This window comes from Enhygromyxa salina, assembly GCF_002994615.1.
Lineage (GTDB): Bacteria > Myxococcota_A > Polyangia > Nannocystales > Nannocystaceae > Plesiocystis > Plesiocystis salina_A.
Genome location: NZ_PVNK01000110.1, coordinates 47,450 through 70,368 on the forward strand (window position 1 = coordinate 47,450; position 22,919 = coordinate 70,368).

The window sequence follows — 22,919 nt, forward strand, 5'->3', positions numbered from 1 at the left end:
TGGCGCCGGAACCGCTACCTCGCCCTCGACGACCTCGACGTCCCCGGGCTCGGCCTGGGCGCGCTGTGACAGCACGCTGATCGCTCGTTCGTTCGCTCGATCGTTCGATCGTTCGTTCGTTCGCTCGCTCGCTCGCTCGATCGTTCGATCGCTCCGGTTCGCGAGGTCCTGGAGAATTTTCTCGACCGAGTGGGGCCACCTTCGACCGGCGCGGCCGCGGGCGAAGCGTGTATGCTCGACCCGCCGATGCTGCTGACCCTCGTTCGACATGGCGACGCGGAGTCCTCGACCAACGACCTCCGGGACATCGGTCGCTGCCTGTCCATCGAAGGCCGCGCCGAGGCCTCGGCGACGGGCCAGGCGCTGGCGTCCCGCGCGGTCGCCCCGAGCCACGCGTGGTCGAGCCCGCTGGTCCGGGCCGTGCAGACCGCCGAGCTGATCGTGGCCGCGCTGGACTTTGGCGGCGTCATCGAGGCTCGCGACGATCTGTTCCCCGACAGCCGCCCGCCCTCGCTGTTCAACGCCCTCGCCGAGCTGCCCGCCGACGCCGACCTGCTCGTGGTCGGGCACATGCCCTACATGGCCGCGGCCGCGAGCGCCCTGCTCGATAGCCACGTGGGTGGGTTCGCCACGGGTGCAGCCTTTCGCTTCGAGATCCGCGGGCTGTCGCCAACCCGGGCCGCGCTGAAGTGGCGCTGGCAGGGCCGCTTCGTCGATTAGTCGTCCTCGACCAGATCGAGCGCGACCCCGAGCTTGGTGCGAAAATTGTCGTCGACCCCGGCCGCGACCCAGACCCAGCCGGGCTCGCCCGCCTGCGGGTTGAACCAGGTCGCCATGTACTCCTGAACCTGCTCGGGCTCGAGCGCGAGCATGGCCTCGGCGTCGCGGGCGAGCGCGACGAAGATCTCGCGATCTTGGCCGGCCAGGTCGATCGACTCGCTCCACAGCGAGGTCCAGTCCTCACCCGACAAGCTGGCCTCGACCATCCGCGCCCCCAGCCACACGTTGGCGGCCTGATCGATCCGATCGCGCGGCTGCGGGGTCGCAATGAACAGCTGCATGCGCTCGATGATCCGCTCGAGGCTGCGGACCGGGTCGGTCGGCGAGACCCGGACCTTGATCGCCAACAGGCTCACGGGGCCGGCGACCAGCAGGCGCACGTCGAGCTCCTCTTGCAGCAGGCGCTGGCTGATTCGCGCGAGGGTCCGCTCCTCGATCGTCGCGGTCGGGATCAAACGCCCGAGCATGACCACGGCCCGGTTGCCGCGCTCGGGCTTGCCCGCGTAGACCCGCAGGCTCGCCCCCTGCTGCTCGGTCAGCAAGAAGGTGTCGCGGCGCCGCTTCGGGGGCTCCGTGCGCAGCCGAGCGGTGACGGCGGCCTTGCCCGAGCCGAAGCCGATCGGCGCCTTCCAGCGGGCCCCGAGCCGGGCGACGGCCTCGGTCATCGACTCGTCCTCGGGGTCGCGGCCCGAGTGGACCAGGACCACGGCGTCGCGGGGATCGGTGAGCAGCGACCAGCCCTTCTCGAGCCCCTTCTTGCCGAGCGCGACGAGGTCTTGCTTCGAGGCGTACTCGTGGACCAGCGGGTGGTCGAGCAGCTCGCTCGCGAGCCCGGCCGCGGCGAGGGCCGAGGGCCCACCCTCGCGGTGGCGCGCGAGGACCTTGCCCTGGGCGACCGCGAGCAGCTTGGCGTTGCCAGCATCGGCCAGGGTCGCCGCGAGCGCGGCGAGCAGCGCGTCGGCGTCGGCGTCGCGACCGTGGACCGCGATCTCGACCCGACCCGGGCGGCTGCGCAGATCGAGGGTCGCGTCGGGGATCCGGCGCACGCGCGCGCGCAGGCGCAGCTCGATCGCCTCGAGCACCGCCGCGGTCGTGGCCGCGCTGAGCTTGTCGGCGTCGACCGAGGTCGGCAGCAGCACGCGGACGTGAAACGCCGGGTTGTCGGCCTCGCGCAGCCAGTGGAGCACCGCGCCGTTGTCGAGCTGGGCGACCTTCGGCGGCTCCCACGGCGGCGCGAGCACGCTGTTGGGATCGATCGGCTCGCGGTCGCTGGCGTCCTCGAACACGACCGGAGCCAGGGTCTCCTTGCTGCACCGACAGCCGCCCGCGAGCCCGCCGACCAGGGCCACGGTCGCGATCAGGGCCGCCCGTGCGCGCGCCCCCGCGCTCACTTTTCGCCTCCGCTCGGCGCTGGCGCGTCCGCGGGCTGGGGCGCGCTCGCGGGCTGCGACTCCGGGTTGGCCGGGGTCGTCGGCTCGGTCGTCGGCTCGGTCGCGGCCGGAGGATGCAAAGGAGGCGGGGCGTCCTGTTCGGGGTCGAGCAAGAGCACGGCGCGGCGGGTGTCGAGCAGCCCGGGGATCGCCGCCGCCAAGCTCGCGGCGGCCCTGCCCGAGCTCGCGTCGGGTGGCGCTCCACTCGAGTCGTCGCCCGGCTGCGCCCCGGCGTCTTCGGGCCCCTCGGCTGTCGCGTCGCCAGGCTCCGCGCCCGGCGGGTCGCCCAGCGCATCGTTGAGCTCGTCGCCCGACTCCTCGCCCACCCCCTCGGAGAGCCCGTCGGTGAGCTCGTCGGCTGGCAGCAAGGGCAGACCGAGGAGCTCGTCGCGCGCGCGCAGGGCCAGGCCCGCGGTCGCGGGCGTGCGGCGCTCGGACGCGCTCGCAAGATAGCTGGCGAGCTCCAGCGGCGTGCGCAGATCAAAGCCGATGTCGGTCTCGATCCGCGCGCGCTGGGCCTCGACGAGCGCGGCGAGATCGGGCTCGACATCCGGCGTGAGCCCGACCGCCGCGACCCGAGCGAGGCGCCCGGCGATCAGCGGCTCGGGGCCGAGGGCGGGATCGAAGCCGATCGCGCGCAGGACCAGCATCGGGCGGCGGGGGTCGTCGGCGTAGGTGCAGCGAACCCGCGCCCTGGGTGGCTCCGGCTCGACCCGCTGCTGGCGGTTGAGGGTCCCGCACAGGACCTGCGCCCAGGCGCGCGCGGCCGGGTTGCCGGGCACGGCCCAGACCATGCTGTCGCCCTTTTGCCGCGGGAGCTTTGCGACCCGGGGCGCCGCGGCGGGCGCCTTGGGGGTTGTCGCGGCCGCGATCAGCTTGCGCGGCCGCGCCGAGAGATCGGCGAACAGCGGCTCGACCCGCTCGAGCAGCGCCTGCGGCTCGTCGGGCCCGACGACGACCAGGGTCGCGACGCGGTAGTCGTAGAGCCGGGCGAGCTGAGCCCCGACGGCCTGATCGAGCATGTCGGCCAGCCCCTGCCCGACCACGCGCCCGTCGTGCTTCATGCCCTCGTCCTGCCACGCGATCGCGGCCGCCTCGCGCGGGACCAGGGTCTTCACCCGGTCGTCGTTGCGCGCGTAGCTGAGCGACTTGAGCCACAGCTCGCGGCCGACGTTGGGCGCGCGCAGGCGCAGGGCCTCGACCCGCAGCTGCGCGTCGAGCTGGGAGATCGGGACCAGCGACTCGAACCTCACCTGGGCCGCCCCGACGGCCATCGCCGCGAGCCCGCCGACGTCGTGGGCGGTCGCGATCGCCTCGCCGGGCGCGAGCTCGCGGTTGCCCTGCTGGAGCTGGTAGGCGAGGGCGTGGACGAGGCCCGGGAGCTTGTCGGGGTCGTCGCGGGTGCCGACCTCGACGGCGAGCACGACCGCGGCGACGGGCAAGCTCGCGTCCTTGGCGGTGATGACCCGCACCCCGCAAGGCAAGACCACGTCGACGACCTGGGCCGGGCCCTCGGCCTCGTCCTCGTCCTCGTCGTCACCCGCGTCGTCGGCTGACCCCTCATCTGGGTCGGCGTCGATCGTGTCGCTCGCCTCGCCCGTCGCCTCGCCCGCGTCGGGGTGCGCGTCGAGTTGGGCGTCGACCGGGGCCACCTCGCCGAGCTCGGCCCCCCCCGAGTCCGCGCCGGTCGCCGGGCCCAGGCCCACGCCCAAAAAGGGGCTCAGCACGTAGGCGAGGATGCGCAGGCTCATACCGGTCGCGGGGGCGGTCGTGGGGTGGCGGGGTTCAGCGGTCGGCGGCCGGAGCTGCCCGAGCGGTGAAGATTGACCGACCGCGGTACTCGGCGTCGGGGCCGAGGAGCTCCTCGAGGCGCAGGAGCTGATTGTACTTCTCGGTCCGGTCCGAGCGTGACGCGCTCCCGGTCTTGATCTGCCCGGCCTCGGTCGCGACGGCGAGGTCCGCGATGAAGGTGTCGCCGGTCTCGCCGCTGCGGTGCGAGACCACGCAGGCGTAGCTGTTGCGATGGGCCAGGCGCATGGCCTCGAGGGTCTCGCTGAGCGTGCCGATCTGGTTGACCTTGACGAGCAGCGCGTTGGCGACGCCCTCGTCGATGCCGCGCTGGAGCCGGGTCGGGTTGGTCACGAACAGGTCGTCGCCGACGAGCTGCGTGCTCGCGCCGAGGCGCTTGGTCAGCTGCGCCCAGCCGGCCCAGTCGTTCTCGTCCATGCCGTCCTCGATCGAGACCAGCGGGTACTTGTCGACGAGCTCGGCGTAGAGCTCGACCAGCTCGCCCGAGGACAGCTCGCGGCCGCCCTCACCCGCGAGCACGTATTTTTGCTTGTCGGCGTCGTAGAACTCGCTGGCCGCGACGTCGAGCGCGAGGCCGATCTGGACGCCGGGCTCGTAGCCGGCCGCACGGATCGCGCCCATCAGGGTCTCGAGCGCCTCGGCGTTGCTGGCCAGGTTCGGCGCGAACCCGCCCTCGTCGCCGACGGCCGTGACCTTTCCGGAGGCCTCGAGCTGGCGCTTGAGCGTATGGAAGATCTCGACCCCGGCCCGGAGCGCGTCGCTGAAGCGATCGAAGCCGAAGGGCACGAGCATGGTCTCCTGGAAGTCGAGGTTGTTGTCGGCGTGGGCGCCCCCGTTGATCACGTTCATCAGCGGGACCGGCAGCGTCCGACAGTGGGCCCCGCCGAGGTAGCGAAACAGCGGCAGGCCGACGTCCTCGGCGGCCGCGCGGGCGCAGGCCAGGGACACGCCGAGGATCGCGTTGGCGCCGAGCCGGGCCTTGTTGGGCGTGCCGTCGAGCTCGCGCAACACTCGATCGATCTGGCCCTGGTCGGCGACCTCGAGCCCCTCGATCACCGACGCGAGCGCGTCGTTGACGTTGGCCACGGCCTGGGTCACGCCCTTGCCGCGGTAGCGCTCGGCGTCGCCGTCACGCAGCTCGTGGGCTTCGTGCTCACCGGTGCTGGCTCCCGAGGGAACCGCGGCGCGACCGGAGTTGCCGAACTCGGTCGAGACCTCGACCTCGATCGTGGGGTTGCCTCGGCTGTCGAGGATCTCGCGAGCGTGAACGGAGACGATGGTGCTCATGGGCGGCTCTGCGCAGGGTAGCGCAGCGGGCCGACGCTGGCACATCGCCGGCCCAGCCCTCGGAGTTTGGCCCCTGTTTGACGTCCAATGGGCACCCGGCTACGGTCCGCGCCCGTGCGCAGCATCCACATCGGCATGCTCGGCCTCGGCAACGTCGGTCAGGGTGTGCTGCGCATCCTCGCAGAGAACGGCGCCGCGATTCAGGATCGGATCGCCGCCGAGCCGGTCATCGGGCGGGTGCTCGTCCGCGATCTCGCCAAGGCCCGCGAGCTCGAGGTCGATCCCGCGCTCTTGACCCTCGATCCCGACGACATCCTCGAGGATCCCGACGTCCGCGTCGTCGTCGAGCTGATCGGCGGGATCGAGCCGGCCCGGACCTATGTCCTGCGCGCGCTCGAGGCCGGCAAGCACGTGGTCACGGCCAACAAGGCCCTGCTCGCCGAGCGCGGCGAAGAGCTGTTCGCGGCCGCCGCGGCCCGGGGCCTCAGCATCTACTTCGAGGGCTCGGTCGCCGGGGGCATCCCGGTCCTCCGAGCGCTGCGCGAGGGCCTGGCCAGCGACCGCATCGATCGGGTCATCGGGATCGTCAACGGGACCTCCAACTACATCCTCGACGCGATGTCGCGGACCGGCGCCAGCTACGAGCAGGCGCTCGCCGCGGCGCAGGCGGCGGGCTTCGCCGAGGCCGATCCGACCCTCGACGTCGAAGGGGGTGACGCAGCCCACAAGCTCGCCCTGCTGACGCTGGTCTGCGTCGGCGTGCGCGTGGATCCCGACCAGATCCACACCGACGGCATCACCCGCGTGCGCCCCTTCGACATCCGCATGGCGGCCGAGCTCGGCTACGTGATCAAGTCGCTCGCCATCGGCGAGTTCGGGGACGGGCGCCCGCGCCTGAGGGTCCACCCCACCTTCGTGCCCCGAGATCACATCCTCGCCGGCGTCCACGGGTCCTACAACGCGGTCGAGGTCAGCTCGCGCGCGCTCGGGCAGTCGATGTACTACGGCAAGGGCGCGGGCATGATGCCGACCGGCGTGGCCGTCGTGTCCGACATCATCGAGGTCTGCCGCGACATCGTCGGCTTCTCCGAGGGCGGGCCGCCGCCCGGGGCCTTTCGGGAGGTCCGGGCGCTCGAGCCGGCGCCCCTCGACGAGCTCGAGTGCGAGAACTACCTGTGCGTCCACGTGCCCAACGTGCCCGGCGTGCTCGGCAAGGTCGCGAGCTGCCTCGGGCGCCACGGCGTCAGCATCAAGCGCATGAACCAAGACACCCCCGGCGCCGGCGAGCCGATCGACATGGTCATCCTGACCGAGCGCACGGCCGAGGCCAAGGTCCGCGCCGCGCTCGCCGAGCTCGACACCTTCGATCTCTCGCTCATGCCCAGCCACCGGTTCCGAATCCTCGAGTCCGAAGCGCCCGCCCAAGCTGTTGACGGAGGGCCGCGCTGATGGCCCGTCGCCTCGTCGCCGAGCCCGAGGTCCCGCTGCGCCGCGCGGCCCAGATCCGGGTGATCTACGCCGACACCGATCGGATGGGGATCGTCTATCACGGCACCTACCTGCGCTACCTCGAGCACGCCCGCGTCGAGTTCATCCGCGGCCTCGGCTTCGCCTACTCCGACCTCGAGCGCATGGGCGTCGGGCTGCCGGTCATCGACCTCGCCGTCACCTACCTGCGCCCGGCCGAGTACGACGACATCATCACGGTCGAGGTCGGCCTCGCCAAGCTGAGCTTCGCGCGCCTTCACTTCGTCTACCGCGTCAGCGTGCAGCCCGGCGACCGCCGCGACTTCGACGGCCCCGAGCCCCTCGTGGTTTTGCGCGCGCAGACATTTCACGGCTGCCTCGACATGCAGGAGCACCGCGCGACCCGCCTGCCCGAGTCGGTCCATGACATACTCGAGCGCTACTACCTCGACGCGCGGGGCGACTCGACCGAGGGGCAGGAGGCCACGTGAACGAAGCAGAGCCGAACCAAAGCGGAGCGCAAAAGATGGACCGCAAGCTGCTCCTCGAGTACGTCCGCGTGACCGAGGCCGCGGCCATCGCCTGCTCGCGCCTGATCGGCGCGGGCCAAAAAGAGGCCGCCGACTCCCTCGCCGTCGAGGCCATGCGCCGGGCCTTCGACAAGGTCCCCGCGCGCGGGACGATCGTGATCGGCGAGGGCGAGCGCGACGAGGCGCCGATGCTCTACATCGGCGAGAAGGTCGGACCCCGCGACCCCTCGTTCCCCGAGGTCGACATCGCCGTCGACCCGCTCGAGGGCACCAACTTGTGCGCCAGCGGCAAGCCCGGCGCGCTCGCGGTCCTGGCCGTGGCCCCGCGCGGCAACCTGCTCAACGCGCCCGACACCTACATGGAGAAGCTCGCGGCCGGGCCCGCGGGCGTCGGCGTGGTCAGCCTCGACAAGAGCGCGGCCGAGAACGTCTGCGACCTCGCCGAGGCCAAGGGCAAGCGCCCCGACGAGATGGTCGTGGTCGTGCTCGAGCGCCCGCGCCACGACGCCCTGATCGCGCAGATGCGGGCGGTCGGAGCGAGCGTCCGGCTGATCACCGACGGCGACGTCAACCCCAGCGTGGCCACCGGTCTCCCGGGCAGCGGCATCGACATGTTCATCGGCAAGGGCGGCGCGCCCGAGGGCGTGCTCTCGGCCGCGGCCCTGCGCTGCCTCGGCGGCGTGTTCGAGGGTCGGCTGGCCTTTCGCAACGACGGCGAGCGCCAGCGAGCCATCGCGATGGGCATGCGCGAACCCGATCGCCTCCTGCGCCACGAGGATCTGGTCCGGGGCCCGTGCTTCTTCGTCGCCTCGGGCGTGACCGACGGCCCGATGTTGGCCGGGATCCGCCGGGTCGCCGGCCGGACCCTCGTCAGCAGCCTGGCCCTGCGCAGCGACACCGGGACGATCCGACGGTTCGAGACCTCGACCCTGCTCGACCACCTCCCGGTGGATGACTAAAACTGGCTACCGGACCCACGACAGTGGTCGTTGTCCGGGATGCGCGGTTCGCATATTTTGCTGGGTAGCGATGATCCAGTGGATTGGCCATGAGGGCTGTGAAGTCGCCCTCGACACCCGATACGACCCGGCGCTCATCTCGACCTGGTACGGGCAGGCCTCGTGCGAGCTCATCGATCGCTACTTCAGGTGGTCCGACACGAACGCCGCGGCGGCCCTGGCTGCCGAGCAGCAGCTCGTCCACATCGTCGATCTCCGGTTCACGACGCTCCCGGCGCCAGCCGCATGCAAGCGGCTGATCGAGCACGCCCGTGACGATCTGGGCGCCGAGGTCACGCTGAGCAGCGTCGTGGTCCTCGGTGATCCGGCGCTGCGCTGGGTCGTGTCCGCGGCCCACCGCATGAGCAACGGCCGCGGCCTCGAGGTCGTCAACTCGATCGACGCGGCGATCGAGCTCGCCCTGCGTCGCATGTGGGACGCCCGGATCCCGCCGCCTTGCGGGCTCGCGCCCGGTCGCTACGAGGCGCCGACCCTCGAGCTCACGGGCTAGCAGCCCGGGGTGCAATGCCTCGCGCCGCCTCGCTTGGCCTCTTCGCCGAGGGCTTTGTCGCCAAAACTTGCAGTACGCCCGGTACAGCGGCGTTTTGGCTTCGCGCCCTCGGCGAAAATTCCGGCGCGAGGCGACACGATGCATTGCACCCCGGGCTGCTAGCGATGAAGGACTCGCCCAACTCGTCTGCCCGGAAGTAGGTGCTAATGACATCCCGCACCCCCTGAGCCGTTGGGGCTCCCCCGTTGTTGATCACATCGCTGTTGACCAGCTGGAGGTCGTTATTGCTTTGGGCATAGATCGCGCCTTCGGTGTTGTTCTCGAACAGGCAGTTCGTAAACGAGTTGAGGTTGTCCGCGCGAGAAGCCCGCAGCTCCGCGCCATACCCATTGTTGACGAACTGACAATTATAAAAGGTTGTCTTGTCGACGTACCCGCTGTTGGGGCCGGAGGGGTCGTCTTCTGGGTCGGCGTATTGCTCAAACCCGGTGCCGCTGTTGACGAAGTCGACGTGGTAGAACAGGCCGTTGTCGAGCCCGAAGATCCGATCCACGAAGAACCCGGCGTTGGAGAAGTCTCGGAACACCAGGTGCGAATAGAGGAAGACTCTGCGCGAGTCGTGGCGGACCCTCGGCCGAGGCCTCCCCTGCCCCAAACAAAAGCAAAAGTGGGACTGCGACCAACGGGAGCGAGAGCGAGAGCGACTTCATCAAGCGACATTGCGCGCAACCAGCGCCGGCCAAAAGCGCGCAACGCCATATTTGGAGAGAGCTAATTCACACTCACTGAACCGTAATAGGCTGTCGCTGCGCCTCCCATGATTTCGACGCCGGCCAGACCCGAATGACTGCACTGGGTGCCTTCGTCTCGGTCACGGCCGGGGCCCTGCGCCTCATCTTACCCAGCCGCGATCGCTGGCGCTCGAGCGATTGTGTCGCTAGCAGCCCGGGGTGCAATGCCTCGCGCCGCCTCGCTTGGCCTTTTCGCCGATGGCTTTGTCGCCAAAACTTGCAGTACGCCCGGTACAGCGGCGTTTTGGCTTCGCGCCCTCGGCAAAAATTCCGGCGCGAGGCGACACGATGCATTGCACCCCGGGCTGCTAGCTCGCGCGGCCGCCGGTTGCCCGAGAGCGAGACCAGGACCTGGGCCTTGGCCGTCCCCGACTCGAGCGCGAGCTCGCCGAGACTCCGAGCTTGGAAGATGAGCGAAGCAGGAGCGCGCAATTGCCGGATTCACACCTGGGTAACGAGCGAAGCGAATCGAGTACCGCGCGATCGATGCCTGCGCCCAAGCATGGTTCGTGGGGCGCGGCGAGGGCCGTTGGGCTCGGTCGCGCCAAGGCGTGCGCGAGGCCACACTCGCACCCCTGGCGGCCCGCTGTTGAGGCCCAAGCCGTGAGTTTGCATAAAATCGAGCGAAGATGGGCTGCTCTGAAACGACCTTTGCAAGCGCCCGGATATCCGGAACGCTCAGGACATGCGCACTGCTATCAATCTTTCCATCATCACGAGCCTGGCCATGTTCGTGGCCGCCTGTTCGGACGACGGCTCGGCCGAGGACATGGACACCAGCGGGACGACCGACGCAGATGGAGATGGAGATGGAGATGGAGACGGGACCGGGGATGGAGACGGGACCGGAGATGGGGACGGAGATGGGGACGGAGATGGAGATGGGGACGGCGACGGCGACGGCGACGGCGACGGAGACGGAGACGGGGACGGCGACGGCCCGGACCTCGATAGCCCGGTGGTGAAGCGTGGGGGCATCTACATGCCCTCGCGCCACGACAGCTTCCACTTCACCCACGGCGACTCGTTCTCCCCGGAGGAGATCGAGGACGAGATGCGCGAGCAGTTCAACCGCTACTACACCGATCCGGACTGGGTTCCGACGCGCGATCTCTACGTCAGCCCCACGGGGGACACGCCCCTCGATCAGAGCAGCGAGGACTCGCCCGGTTCGATCGACGACATCCCGACCACCGTGCAGCCGGGCGACCACGTCCACTTCGCGGCCGGCACCTACGAGGACGTCAACATTCAACTCTCGTCATCCGAGAGCGGCACCTACGATGACCCGATCGTGTTCTCGGGGGCGCGTGGTCCCAACGACGAGCGTCTGTCCAGCCTCGAATGCCACGAGGGGGGCAACAACCACACGTCGAGTTGTTTCAACCTCGAGCGCGCGGCCTACATCGCGGTGGAGGGCTTTGAGCTCTCGGGCGGCCGCTACGGCGTGCGCGCGGTCGGGCAGGTGACCACCACCAACCACGTGCTCGGCATCGCCATGCTCGACAACGACGCCCACGACTCCTGCGCGGATCCCTTGTTCACCGGCGAGGCCTCGTGGCTCGTGGTCGAGGGCAACCTCGCCTACAACGGCGGGGACTGCGACGGGCACGGCATCTACCTGTCCAACGGCGGCGACTTCGTGATCGTACGCGGCAACGAGCTGTGGAACAACGAGAGCTCCGACCTGCAGATCAACTCCGATCCGATCACGACCTGCCAAGACGACCTCGACACCGACGCCGTCTGCGACGGCAACGCTTTCAACGACTTCGAAGGCAAGGGGATCTCCGAGTTCTATTGGATCGAGGGGAACTACTTCCACGCCGGCCTCACGGTCGGGCCCAACCTCACCGGTGTTCGCAACTCGGTGTTTCTCGGCAACGTCATGGCCTTCATGGGCGCCCACGGGATCACCTTGTGGCAGGAGTCGGGGAAGACGGACCCGGAGGGGGTCAACCCCAACCTGGGCTCGGCATACAACCTGATCCAACAAAACGTGTTCTTCAACGATCCCAAGTCCGCCGCGAACGGCGGGAAGCACGTGATCAAGTTCCAGCACTTCGCCGACAACAACGAGGTGATCGAGAACATCATCGCGGCCGGGGCGATCGACGGTGACGAGGTCGTGCCCGACCCCAGCATCATCTTGGTCGAGATCGTCGATGACAGCGACAACAACACCTTCCAGGGCAACTGCGCCTGGGGGGGGAGCAACTTCGCCGAGGACACGCCCGGGGTCTTCCCGCGCACGGAGAACACGGACTGGTTCACCACCCTCGAGGTGAGTTGGTTCGCGAACTTCCCCTTCGACAAGGGCGGGTCGATCGAAGACTGGAACATCACCGACGACGCGCCCGAGGCTTGCCCCAAGTTGACCTTCGGGAACTGAGCAGCCGCGGTCACTTCAGGTGACCTTGTCGCTGTACCGTGCGTTTCAGGCCCGGCGAGTGACAACAAAATGGGGGCGAGCCCTCGCGCGCCGAGGCCCGCCCACAGCACACCGCCCCCTTCTAGGGGGCCACGCACCCACGCTGCGAACCCCATACCGGCCCACCGAGCGACGAGCGCAGCGAGGAGCGACCGGCCGCGCAGCGGCCGTGCGTGGCAGAGTCCAAGGTCTCCAGGGGGGTCTAAGGAATATCCATCCACGTCCCCGTGATGGCGGGCTCGGGGTCGAGGGCGTACATGCGCTGCGGCACGAGCACGGGCGTGTCGAGGTCCATGTTGACCGGCTGCGGCTCCCAGCCGATGTAGTTTGTCCGCACATCACCCGTTGCGAGGTCGAAGTCGAGCTCGCCCGAGACGCACTTGAGATCGATCGTGTTGCCGACCTGGAGCTGGTTGACGGCCTCACCGATGAACCCGAGGTCGATCTGCTCGCCGAAGCAGTTGATCGCCTGGCCGCCGTCCTTGTCGACGAGCTTGCCGACCTGCGCGGCGATGTTGGTCCCGGTGATCGGCTCGCCAGCGGGGATCGCCGAGGCGGCGAACAGGGCCACCATGGCCGAGTCGTAGGCCAGCGAGGAGGTCGTGATCTTGTTCTCCTCGCCGTACTTGATCATGTAGCGGACGTTGAAGGCGGTGTAGTTGACCTCGTCGAAGATGACCGGGGCGACGCCCTCGAGGATCGAGTAGAGCAGGCCCTGGGTCGCGTCGTCATCGATCACGAGCGGGTGCTTCATGATGTCGACCATCGACGGGACGGCCCCGTGCGAGAGCACGAAGCGCGGGAAGGGCATCGGCTGCATGCTCGCGACGACCTGAAGGTAGCCGAGGATGAAGGCCTGGACCTCGCTGGTCCCGGCCAGCACGATGATCTCGGGCGGGTTGCCGCCGTCGGTGAACAAGGTGTTGGTGATGTGGTCCGCGACGTTGGCGATCGGATCATTCGGATCCAGCTGGAGGTCGTAGGGGATCACGTCGGTGATGTTGGCGCCCTCGGCGTTGAACACGATGTCCTGAGCCAGGAGGTTGCCGTAGTCGTCGTTCTTGTTGAGCACGACGATGTTGTCGCCGGGTTCGGCGATGGCCTCGAGGCGGTCGGCGATCGCGTTGGCCTGGTAGATGTCGCTCGCGATCGGGCGCCAGACCAGGTCGTCGTCGACGAGATCGGTGATCGTCTTGGCCGTGCCGGTCGGGGTGATCGTGAACACCCCAGCTGGGACCGTGACGTTGTCGGCCACGGCGATCACGGCCTCCGAGAACACCGGACCGACGATCGCGGGCACGCAGACGTTGTCGACGAGGTGCTGGGCGGTGGCCACGGCCTCCGAGCCGGCGACCGAGTCGCACCCGACCCAGGCGATCTTCTCGCCGCTGGGCAGCTCCGACTCCTGGTTGAAGTCTTCGAGCGCGAGCTCGAGCGAGTTTTGGATCGGCAGGACCAGGGTGTCGAAGGGCGGCGAGGTCGGCATGACCGAGCCGATGAACACGACGTCGTCCTGAGGCGTGTCGTTGGGCCACACGACCTTCTGGCACTCGGGGGTCAGGGCGTTGATGCACTCGCCGGTGCAGCTGCAGATGAAGTTCTCGTTGTTGCCGTTGTCCGCGATGCACTGGGTGTGGCTCGTGCAAGCGCCGTCGCCGTCGCCGTCGCCGTCGCCGTCGCCGTCGCCGTCGCCGGTCGTGTCGCCGGTGTCGCCCGTGTCGCCCGTGTCCCCGTCACCGTCGCCGGTCTCGGTCTCGCTCGCGGTCGAATCCTCGACGCACTTGTTGTCTTCGCACATCCAGTTGCCCGCGAAGTTGTCGCAGTCCGCGTCGACTTCGCACTGGTTGAAGCTCAGGATCGCCGAGCAGCCGTTGCCGACGAGCATCGAGCCGAATCCGGCGAGGGCCAGCGTGCCCAGGCGCAGACCCCAGGACGGACGGATAAAGCGAGTGTTGGAGTCGGTCATGTCATGCCTCATGCGAGAAACAGATAAGCTCAGAATCGGAGGTGCACGCCGACGCCGCCCCCGTGGGGCCCGAAGCTCGGCGCGAGCGCGACGCGCTCGGTCTTGGCCTTCGCGCGGTAGCCGAGGGCGACCAAGACCACGCCAGTCAGCAGCAGCGCCCCACCGACGCCGAGCAGGACGTCGGCGGTCACCGCCTTGGACTGGGAGCTCGACAACAGCTCCTGGCCCGCGGCCGGGTCCGCGGCGTCGCCGGCCTTGCCGTTGTCGCTCTGGGCGAGGGCCCCGACCACGGCGCCGCCGATCAGCACGCCCGCGCCGACGCCGAGCAGGCCAAAGCCCGCGCCGCGCATGATCTTGCCCTTGCGCTCGGCGTCCTGGTCGACCGGGTCCGGGGGCGGAACCGGGCTCGTATTCTCGGGCGCCTCGTCCTCGGGCTCCTCGTCCTCGGGCCCCTTCTCGGGCTCCTTGACCTCGGTCTCCTGCAGGATCGCGCGCAGGACCTTGAGGCGGTCGAGCGCGACCTCGCGCGAGTCGATGTCGACGCCGGGCTGCTTGACGAAGGTCGCGTAGAACTCGACGGCCTTCTCGAGCTTGCCGGCCTCCTCGTGGACCCGGCCGATGTTGAACAAGTAGTTCGGCTGCGGGTCGGTGTCGTAGGCCTTCTGGAACAGCTCGACGGCGCCGTCGTAGTCCTTGGCGCTGAACTTGACGATGGCCTGCTCGCTGAGCGACTCGGCCTCGTCTTTTTCTTCGTCGCTCGCGCCGGTGTCGGCGGGCGCTTCATCGGAGGCTGGCTCCTCGGGTGGAGCCGCGAGCGCGACGGTCGAGCCGAGCGCGAGCGAGAGGGACAAGGTGATGGAGGAAAGCGCAGACAGCAGCGAGGTCACAGGGTCACTTCTCCGTGGGCAGGAACGGCCCGTTTTGTTTTTTCTTCTTGGTCGGCAAGAAGGGGTTGTCCTTCTCGGGCTTCGGCTCGGGCTCGGGCTCGGGCTCGGCCTCGACCGGCTGGGCCGCAGGCTTCTTCTTGGTCACCGGCTTGGGCGCCTCGTCTTCTTGCTCGAGCGGCGTGAGCCGGATGTCGATCGGGTTGTTGTCGCCGGCCTTGACGTCGATCTCGAGCTCGCGCGACTCGTAGCCCTTGGCGCTGAGCACGAGGGTGTGCTTGCCGAGGGGCAGGGCCTTGCCGTAGGGCGTGTTGCCGGCCGGAGACCCGTCGATCATCAGATCGGCGGCGGGCTCGGAGCTGATCTCGATCAGGCCGTTGCCGCGCTCGACCGAGGCCTGCAGCTCGGCGATGCGCGTGCGGGCCTCGGCGTTGGACGCGTCGACCTCGAGCACCGCCTCGTAGGCCGAGATCGCGGCGCCGGTCCTGCCCTCGTCATCGAGCTTCTTGGCCGTGGCCATCCGACGACCGACCTCGATCTGTTTGTCGAGGCGCCCGACGGTCCCCGCGAGCGCAGGCGCGTCGGCGAGCTGGCCGCGGACGAGATCGAGCTTGGTGTCGGCGCCGTCGAAGTCCCCGCTCGCGACGAGCTCGCTGGCCGCCGCGACGGCGGCCTCGAGCTCGGCGTGGTTGTCGGTCCCGGCGACCGCCACCTCGGGCTCGTCCTTGTCACCGCCGAACAAGAAGAACGCGCCGATGCCGAGCACAGCCACGAGCGCAGCGCCGCCCCCGATCATGAGGCCGAGCTTGGGCTTGGCTTGCTCGGGCTCGGCAGGGAAGGACTGGCTCGGGCTGATCGCGACCTGGGGCCCGCTGCGCGAGAGCGCGGCCCCCTGGGCGCTGGCGCTGACGCTGGCGCTGGCGTCCTCGACCTTCATGTACGCAGCGGTCTCGCCGGTCGGGGCGTTGAGCGCCGCGGTCGCGAGCGCCGAGATCGCGGTCTCCTCGGCGGCCTCGGTCACGGCCGGGAGCTTGAACATCGCCATCGGGACGCAGTCGATCAGCTTCTCGACGATCTCGTTGGCGTCGCGCGGGCGCTGATCGGGGTCCTTCTCGAGGCAGTCGTGGAGCAGATGGACGAGCTCGTCGGGGACCTCGTGGTCGTCGGGCAGGACCTCCGACAGCGGGGTCGGGAACTCGTGGACGTGCTTGTAGAGCAGCGTCGTGTCGTTCTCGGCCTCGAAGGGCATGCGGCCCGACAGCATCTGATAGAAGAGGACGCCGAGGGCGTAGACGTCGACGCGCAGATCGATCTCGAGGCCCTTGATCTGCTCGGGCGAGAGGTAGCCCGAGGTCCCGATGAAGTGCTGCTTGGTGATGTCTTCGTCGCCCTCGAGCATCTTGGCGAGGCCGAAGTCGATGATCTTGACGAAGTTGGCCCGGCCCTTGCGCTCGCACAGCATCACGTTGGCGGGCTTGATGTCGCGGACCATGAGGTCGCGCGAGTGCGCGTGGCCGACCCCCTTGAGGATCTGCGCGGCGATCGGCACGAACTCGGCCAGGGTCAGGCGACCCTTGCGGGCCATGAAGTCGCTGAGGAGCTCGCCGTCGACGAACTCCATCACGATGTAGGCCCGGCCGCCCTCGCGGCCGTAGTCGTACATCTCGACGATGTTGGAGTGGCGCAGGCCGTCGAGGCGCTTGGCCTCGCGCTCGAAGCGGGCCATGGCCTGGGGCTGCTGCGCCAGGGGCGGGGCGATCATCTTCACGACCAGATCGCGCGTGGCGCCGCCTTCGGTCGAGGTCGCGGAGTACACGTGCCCCATGCCGCCGCGCCCGATCAGCTCGTCAATCGTGTACTTGCCACCGAGCGTCTGGCCGATCAGCGGATCGGCACCGGGGTTCAACTCCAAACTGCTGGACATCACCATCGAAATTCTCGCTTGACTCCCGATCGGATTGACACGGCCCGCGCGCGCGGCCTCGGCTCGCCGCATCGCTGCGTTTGCCGCTCTTGGCCCAGTTTTGGGTCTCGTAGTTTGCGTGCTTGCAGTGGCCGGAGGATCGTCATGAGGTGGGGGCAGTCGCGGCCCCGGGATGAGCGCCGCTTCCTGGGGCCCGGTTGTCGTGAGTTCCGGGCAGCAGAACCCCGCTCGTGGGCTTCACGGCAGCCATCATCTTGCGGCACAGGCGAGTGTTTCGACAAGAAAAATCACCCACCGATGCGCCAGGACCGAAGATTGCTTGCAACAAAAAAGTCTTGGCGAAGCCTTGATTTGACGAGCAGCGCGAGTCCTGCGGATCTACCCGACCGATATGCGGGACAGAGCCCGGAGGGTGTGCACGTGAATCCGGGCTGGCGCGCGACGCCACCTCTACTAAACGTCGTTCCCGTGGCTGGCGCCGCTGACCAGGTCCCCACCGAGGCGCGCGCGAGATCTCGTGAGCAAAAGGACGCGGCCTCCGAGACTCAGGTTCCCAGCCCGCGGTCGTCGTCGCTCCCGACGCCGGCGACCTGATCCAAAATCCCGAGCATCAAGACCAGCTCGGCCTGCATCTCGAGCGCGTTGGCGTGGCGCTGGGCCGGGTCCTTGGCGCAAGCCCGCGCGGTGAAGTCGTCGACCGCCGCCGCGAGCTCGGCCGGGGTGTTCTCGGGCATGTAGATGCTCGGCGGCTCGAACTCGGTGCGGATCTGCCGCTGGAGCAGCTCGGTCGGCGGGAGGTCGAAGTGCTGCTCGACCGGGTGGCGCGTCGTCACGACCTCGTAAAAGGTCACCCCGAGCGCGTAGAGATCGACGCGATGATCGATGCGCCCGTTGATGACCGCCTGCTCCGGGGCCATGTAGCGGGGGTCGCCGGTGATGTGGGTGTGGAGCTCGATCGGGCCGCTGTACTCACGCGCGATGCCGAAGTCGATCAGCTTGACGATGACCAGGCGGCGATCGTAGGCGTCGCGCGTGATGAAGATGTTCTCGGGCTTGATGTCGCAGTGCGCGATGTTGCGAGTGTGGATGTAGTTGAGCGCGTCGAGGGTCTGGGTGAAGATGTCGATCAGGACGCGAAACGAGATGTAGCGGCGCCGCGCGAGCACGTCGCCGACGTCGTTGCCGCGCAGGTACTCCATCGCAAACCACTGGAAGGCCGCGGAGTGGCCGACCTCGAGCACGCGGACGAGGTTGGGGTGCGAGAAGTTGGCCGCGACCACGGCCTCGCGATGAAAGCGCGACTGCTCGGTCTCGGGCACGTCGGGCTTGAGCACCTTGAGCGCGACGTAGCGATCCATGCTCGGGTCGTAGGCCTTGTAGATCTTGCCCATCCCGCCCTCGCCAAGCCGCTCGACGATCTCGAACTGCTTGCGCTGGATGACGGGGGTGCCGGGCGGAAGATCGCCGTCGGCGAGGGCCTGCGCGTGGGCCTCGGCCCTGGCCTGCTCGAGCGTGTCGTACCGGCCAGTTTGATGTTGTGACGACTGCCCGATCGTGGCCGTCACTTGATCCGGTCGCGGATCTGCCACAGGCGGGGAGCTTAGCACTTGTTCGAGGCCGAGAGCCCCTCGTGAGGGCTGCGCACGTGTCCACGTGTCAGCGCAGCGAGTCGAGCAGCGCGCGAAAATCGTCGGGCAGCGGGGCCTCGAAGCGCAGCGGTCGGTCGTTGACCGGATGGCGAAATCCGAGGCTGGCGGCGTGCAGCATCGGCCTGGAGGCCAGCCCCGCGCCCTCCCGGGCCGGCTTCTTCGGGGGCCGTCGGTGGCCGCGGACGTACACTTGTTCACCCACCAGGGGGTTGCCAGCCTCGGCGAGGTGGATGCGGATCTGATGTTGACGGCCGGTCTCCAGCCGACACGAGATCAGGGTCAGCTCGCCCCCGGGCCCGCGCAGTCGCTGCTCGATCCTGACCTTCGTCACCGCCCGCCGGGCCGCCTTGGGCGGGCTCTTGCCCCGCCAGGATCCGCGCAGGCCGTCGCCGCGGTCGGCGATCAGGTGCGACTCGTGGACGGCGGCCTCGGCCCGGCCGTGAACCAGCGCGACGTAGCGACGCTCGACGCTGTGGGCTCGAAACTGAGCCTCGAGACCCTTGCGCCCCGCGCGGGTCCGAGCGAACACGAGCAGCCCGGTCGTGTCCTTGTCGAGGCGCTGGACGACCCCGAGGCGATCGCGCTTGTCGGACGCGGGGTCCCGGGGTCCGAGCTCGCGCAGCGCCTGGCGGGTCCGCTCGATCAGCGTGTCGCGCTCGTCCTGGTCGTCGTAGGGGACGCTCAGGAGCCCGGCGGGCTTGACCACGACGACGAGGTCGCGATCGACGTGGACGATCCGATCGCGCGCGAGCGTGGGCGCCCGGCGGCGACGGGCGACGGGGTTGACCTCGACGCGCGCCCCCTCGGCCACGCGCTCGGCCGGATCGAAGCGCAGCTCGCCGCCGACCTTGACCCGGCCGCTGCGGATCAACTCGCGCGACTTGGACCAGGGCAGCTCGTCCATGAGCGCGCGCACGATCGCGGCCAGCGTCGCCTGGTGCTGGTCCGGCGCGACCACGGTCTGGCGCGGGCTGTCGTCCATCGGCGGTGGAGTAGCCTGACTCGGCCCCCAGGGCTAGCAGTCTGTGGTGCAATGCCTCACGCCACCTCGCTTGGCCTTCTCGCCGAGGGCTTTGTCGCCCAGACTCGCAGTACGCCCGGTACAGCTGCGTCCTCGCTTCGCGCCCTCGACGAAAATTCTGGCACGAGGAGCCGCGATGCATCGCACCGCGGGCTGCTAGCCTGAGCGGGTGACGGCAGCCTCGCTACCGCGGGCCGAGCAGCTCGAGCTCGGCGACGAGCTCGGCGTCGGGGCCGTGGCCACGGTCTATCGAGCGGTCGAGCGTGAGACGGGCCAGCGCTACGCGCTCAAGCTGCTCCACGATCGCAACGCTCGGGATCCTCGGGCCGCGCGGCGCTTCACTCGCGAGGCCGAGCTCGCCCGGACGCTCCGAGATCCCCACATCATCGACGTCCATGGGGCGATCGAATTCGACGGCCGGCAGGCCCTGCTGATGGAGCTCGTCGAGGGTCCGACGCTGGCCGAGCTCCTGGCCACCGACGCCCCGCTGCCCGAGCGTCGGCTCCTCGCGCTGGCCCGCGGGATCGCCCAGGGGCTGTCCGTGGCCCACGCGGGCGGGGTCATCCACCGCGACCTCAAGCCAGCCAACGTCCTGATCGCGAGCCCGGGCGAGGCCGGCGAGACCGCCAAGATCGCCGACTTCGGCATGGCCCGGGCGACGAGCTTCGCGGGCGTGGATCCCGAGGCCATGACCGTGCTCGGGACCCCCGACTACATGGCGCCCGAGACCCTCGACCCCCTGGCCGTGGATCCGCGCACCGATCTCTACGCCCTCGGCTGCATCATGGTCGAGATGGCGACCGGGCGGCCGCCCTTCTCGGCGCCGACCCCCTTCGCCGTGCTCGACGCCCACCGCAAGCGCGAGCCGCCCGCGCTGCCCGAGCGCTACACGGCCGGGCTCCGCGAGCTGGTCGCCTCACTCCTGGCCAAGCAGCAGAGCGATCGACCCCACGCCGCGTCGGCGGTGGTCGAGCTCCTCGACGCGCTCCTGAGCCAAGGCGGCGAGAGCCGGGCGCAGATCGCGGTCTCGCGCCCGCGCCCGCGCAACCTGCTCGAGGCCGCCGAAGCCGGTCGCTGCGCCCGCTGCGGCGCGCCCGTGATCCACGGCGTGCGCGTGTGCCTCGAGTGCGGGCTGGCCCGGGTGACGATCGAGCCCGGACGCTGGACCGTGTTCGTCGTCGGCCCCGGCGCGGTCGGGGACAAGCTCGACAGCGTCCGCCGCGACAGCCTCCTGACCTGGCTCCGGTCCAACGCCGACGCGGGCCTCGAGGTCGGCAACTTCGCCAAGCAGATCCCGCGTCTGCCCTTTCCCCTGGTCCTGCGCGTCAGCGAATCCAGCGCTCACGCGCTCGCGCAGTCCCTGGCGCAGCTGGGCATCCACGCCGAGCCCCGCCACGGCGGTCGCCTCGCCCACGGGCAGATGGCCGAGAAGATGGTTCGGATCGGCGCGCGACGCGGCAAGATCGCGCTCCCGCTGCTGCTCATCGGCCTGCCGCTGATGCTGGCCTTGATGGTCGTCGCGCTGCCGCTGCTGCCGATCTACTTCGGGGTGATCGCGTGGTGGACCTCGAAGCCCGCGCTCGCGGCCACCTACACCACGCGCCTGGCCCTGCCCTCGCAGGTCGACACGCAGCTGCGCGAGCTCGAGCGCAAGGCGCCCCAGATCAGCGCGCGTCACCGCCCGAGCTTGCGCGCGGTCGTCCAGCGGGTCATGGCGCTGATCGAGGCCACGCCCGCGGCCGAGCGCGACGAGATCGACGCGGAGATGACCCACGCGCTCGCGCTCGCGACCGTCGGCAGCGAGCGGATGACCGAGCTCGACGCGCTCGTCAGCCATCCGGACTTCGACCCGGGCGACCCCGAACAACGTCGCGAGCTGCAAGAGCGCGACATGTGGGCGGCCCGCATGCTCGAGCTCAGCGCGACCCTCGACGCGCTGCTCGCCCGCTCGGTCGCAGCCGAGCGAGCGCTGCGCGGCGCCGCCAGTGAGGGCAGCTCGCTCGCGCGCTTGCGCGACCGGGTCGAGGCCCTCGAAGAAGTCCAGCGGATGTGAGCCGCTACATCAGCGACTGAAGCTTCATCGCGACGCCCATGTCGCCTTCGACCTTGAGCTTGCCGCTCATGAACGCGTTGGTCGGCGCGAGGTCACCGGCGAGCATCGCGTTGAGGTCGTCGAGCGCGAGCCCAACGGTGCAGTCGGCGTCGTTGTTGTCGTTGCTGACCGTGTTCGGCGTCGCCTTGCCGTCGATGAAGATGACACCGGCGTCACCCATGTCGAACTTGAGGGTCGCGCCGAGCCCGGCGTCGTCGCCGACGCGCTCTTTGATCGTGTCCGTGGCTTTCTCGAGACTCATGACTTTGCTTCTCCGCGCGCGAGTAAACCCGGTTCCCCCACCCTGGTCAACCGTCGCGGCCCCGCGCCCGGGGAGATGTTGAGCATGCTCGGGAACCGCCAGCTGGCCCTCGTCAAGGCTGCGCATCGAGTTGCGCGCGGAGCTCGACGAGGGCCGCGATGTGCCGCGGGCGGGTCCGGCAGCAGCCCCCGATCAGCCGAGCTCCGGCCGCGGCCCAGCGACCGGCGAGGGTCTGAAATTCTTCGAGCTCGGTCCCGGCCCCGGCCCAGCACCCCGGGCCGCCCGGGCGCGGGTGAACCCAGCGCTCGCCGGAGTTGGGATAGGCGACGATCGCTGTGAGCGGAGCCAGCGACGCGAGGGCCTCGACGGCCGCGAGGACCTCGCGCGGGCCCAGACAATTGACCCCGAGCGCGGCGACCCGCGGGTGCCCGAGCAGCGGTCGGACGGCCCGCGCGAGCGGGGTGCCGTCGCTGATCCGCAGGCTCGCGTCGGGCCGGAGCGAGAACGACACCCACGCCCGCGGCCCGGGCTCGCGCGCGAGCAGCTCGGCGATCGCCTCGGCTTCGACGGCGTCGGGGATGGTCTCGAAGGCGAGCAGATCCGGACCGGCCGCGCTCAGCTCCCGCAGCCGCGGGCGATGAAATTCGACGAGGGCCTGGCGGTCGAGGCCATAGTCCCCCCGGTACTCGGAGCCGTCGGCGAGGTAGGCACCGTAGCTGCCGATCGACGCGGCCACGAGCGTCGCGGGCTCGGCGGCGGCGCGCGCGAGGGAGACCGTCTGGCGCAGCGCGGCGCGAGCCTCTCGCTCGTCGAGGCCCCGCGCGACCAGCCCCGGGATCGTCGCCTGGTAGCTCGCGGTCGCGAGGATCTCGGCTCCGGCCTCGACGAAGCGGCGGTGGACCCTCGTCAGCCGCGCGGGCTCGTCGAGCAGGACCCGGGCCGACCACAGCGGGTCGTCGAGCTCACAGCCCGCACGCTCGAGCTCGGTCGCGAGGCCACCGTCGAGGATCGCGAAGCGCTCGCGCGCGAGCAGCTCGTCGAGGCGGTCGGCCATCGGCCAAAAATACACGCTCCTCGAACCGTCGGG

Annotated in this window: 18 protein-coding genes; 7 read left to right on the forward strand and 11 right to left on the reverse strand. The window is 69.7% G+C overall.

All coding sequences use genetic code 11. From position 1 onward, the window contains the following. The first annotated feature begins 246 nt into the window (after positions 1–246). Positions 247–720: a SixA phosphatase family protein gene (locus tag ENSA5_RS10340; RefSeq protein WP_181197605.1), complete on the forward strand. Its 474-nt coding sequence runs from the start codon at positions 247–249 to the stop codon at positions 718–720. Here ENSA5_RS10340 and ENSA5_RS10345 read toward each other — a convergent pair. The 3 genes from ENSA5_RS10345 to eno are packed head-to-tail and all read right to left on the reverse strand — an operon-like array spanning position 717 to position 5,306. After that, positions 717–2,171, reverse strand: a complete 1,455-nt coding sequence (locus tag ENSA5_RS10345; RefSeq protein ID WP_106391474.1) for a hypothetical protein — start codon at positions 2,169–2,171, stop codon at positions 717–719. The genes ENSA5_RS10340 and ENSA5_RS10345 overlap by 4 nt on opposite strands. Further along, positions 2,168–3,961, reverse strand: coding sequence for a peptidase M16 family protein (locus ENSA5_RS10350; protein ID WP_106391475.1), 1,794 nt, complete (start codon positions 3,959–3,961; stop codon positions 2,168–2,170). Before ENSA5_RS10350 ends, ENSA5_RS10345 begins: the two co-directional genes overlap by 4 nt. A 34-nt stretch (positions 3,962–3,995) precedes the next feature. Further along, positions 3,996–5,306 carry a phosphopyruvate hydratase gene (eno, locus tag ENSA5_RS10355; RefSeq protein WP_106391476.1) on the reverse strand — a complete coding sequence of 437 codons (1,311 nt, stop codon included), beginning with the start codon at positions 5,304–5,306 and terminating at the stop codon, positions 3,996–3,998. Positions 5,307–5,420: 114 nt separating this feature from the next. On the opposite strand from eno, the gene ENSA5_RS10360 reads away from it, so the two are divergent. The 4 genes from ENSA5_RS10360 (at position 5,421) to ENSA5_RS10375 (ending at position 8,812) form a co-directional block, all read left to right on the forward strand. Then, positions 5,421–6,755: a homoserine dehydrogenase gene (locus tag ENSA5_RS10360; RefSeq protein ID WP_106391477.1), complete on the forward strand. Its 1,335-nt coding sequence runs from the start codon at positions 5,421–5,423 to the stop codon at positions 6,753–6,755. After that, positions 6,755–7,264 (forward strand): acyl-CoA thioesterase, encoded by a 510-nt coding sequence (locus ENSA5_RS10365; RefSeq protein WP_106391478.1) that lies wholly within the window; start codon positions 6,755–6,757, stop codon positions 7,262–7,264. Before ENSA5_RS10360 ends, ENSA5_RS10365 begins: the two co-directional genes overlap by 1 nt. Before the next feature lie 35 nt (positions 7,265–7,299). Next, positions 7,300–8,262 carry a class II fructose-bisphosphatase gene (gene glpX / locus ENSA5_RS10370; protein WP_106391499.1) on the forward strand — a complete coding sequence of 321 codons (963 nt, stop codon included), beginning with the start codon at positions 7,300–7,302 and terminating at the stop codon, positions 8,260–8,262. A gap of 70 nt (positions 8,263–8,332) precedes the next feature. Next, positions 8,333–8,812: a hypothetical protein gene (locus tag ENSA5_RS10375; protein ID WP_106391479.1), complete on the forward strand. Its 480-nt coding sequence runs from the start codon at positions 8,333–8,335 to the stop codon at positions 8,810–8,812. Here the strand turns inward: ENSA5_RS10375 and ENSA5_RS10380 are convergent. Further along, positions 8,802–9,398, reverse strand: coding sequence for a right-handed parallel beta-helix repeat-containing protein (locus tag ENSA5_RS10380; RefSeq protein WP_146155542.1), 597 nt, complete (start codon positions 9,396–9,398; stop codon positions 8,802–8,804). The two genes, ENSA5_RS10375 and ENSA5_RS10380, sit on opposite strands and share 11 nt — an antisense overlap. An 890-nt stretch (positions 9,399–10,288) precedes the next feature. On the opposite strand from ENSA5_RS10380, the gene ENSA5_RS10390 reads away from it, so the two are divergent. Then, the gene (locus ENSA5_RS10390) at positions 10,289–11,995 is read left to right on the forward strand and encodes a right-handed parallel beta-helix repeat-containing protein (RefSeq protein WP_181197606.1); all 1,707 of its coding nucleotides are present in this window, start codon (positions 10,289–10,291) and stop codon (positions 11,993–11,995) included. 241 nt (positions 11,996–12,236) lie between these two features. Here ENSA5_RS10390 and ENSA5_RS10395 read toward each other — a convergent pair whose 3' ends face one another. The 5 genes from ENSA5_RS10395 to ENSA5_RS10420 all read right to left on the reverse strand — a co-directional run bounded on the left by ENSA5_RS10395 (position 12,237) and on the right by ENSA5_RS10420 (position 19,439). Then, entirely contained in the window at positions 12,237–14,000 is a 1,764-nt protein-coding gene (locus ENSA5_RS10395; RefSeq protein ID WP_146155543.1) for an ABC transporter substrate-binding protein, read from the reverse strand. Between the two features lie 29 nt (positions 14,001–14,029). After that, positions 14,030–14,851, reverse strand: coding sequence for a tetratricopeptide repeat protein (locus tag ENSA5_RS10405; RefSeq protein ID WP_106391485.1), 822 nt, complete (start codon positions 14,849–14,851; stop codon positions 14,030–14,032). Positions 14,852–14,891: 40 nt separating this feature from the next. After that, entirely contained in the window at positions 14,892–16,808 is a 1,917-nt protein-coding gene (locus ENSA5_RS10410) for a serine/threonine-protein kinase (RefSeq protein ID WP_181197607.1), read from the reverse strand. Positions 16,809–17,353: 545 nt separating this feature from the next. Beyond that, positions 17,354–18,397 (reverse strand): serine/threonine-protein kinase, encoded by a 1,044-nt coding sequence (locus ENSA5_RS10415; protein ID WP_106391487.1) that lies wholly within the window; start codon positions 18,395–18,397, stop codon positions 17,354–17,356. Between the two features lie 67 nt (positions 18,398–18,464). Then, positions 18,465–19,439: an RluA family pseudouridine synthase gene (locus ENSA5_RS10420; RefSeq protein WP_106391488.1), complete on the reverse strand. Its 975-nt coding sequence runs from the start codon at positions 19,437–19,439 to the stop codon at positions 18,465–18,467. A gap of 208 nt (positions 19,440–19,647) precedes the next feature. Here ENSA5_RS10420 and ENSA5_RS10425 point away from each other — a divergent pair, with 208 nt between their 5' ends. Next, the gene (locus ENSA5_RS10425; protein WP_106391489.1) at positions 19,648–21,531 is read left to right on the forward strand and encodes a serine/threonine-protein kinase; all 1,884 of its coding nucleotides are present in this window, start codon (positions 19,648–19,650) and stop codon (positions 21,529–21,531) included. 4 nt (positions 21,532–21,535) lie between these two features. On the opposite strand, the gene ENSA5_RS10430 is transcribed toward ENSA5_RS10425, so the two are convergent. Then, on the reverse strand, positions 21,536–21,832 hold the full coding sequence (locus ENSA5_RS10430) for an SCP2 sterol-binding domain-containing protein (protein WP_106391490.1): 297 nt from the start codon (positions 21,830–21,832) through the stop codon (positions 21,536–21,538). A gap of 112 nt (positions 21,833–21,944) precedes the next feature. Further along, complete coding sequence (gene mmuM, locus ENSA5_RS10435; protein WP_106391491.1) at positions 21,945–22,886, reverse strand: homocysteine S-methyltransferase; 942 nt, start codon at positions 22,884–22,886, stop codon at positions 21,945–21,947. Positions 22,887–22,919 lie beyond the last annotated feature (33 nt).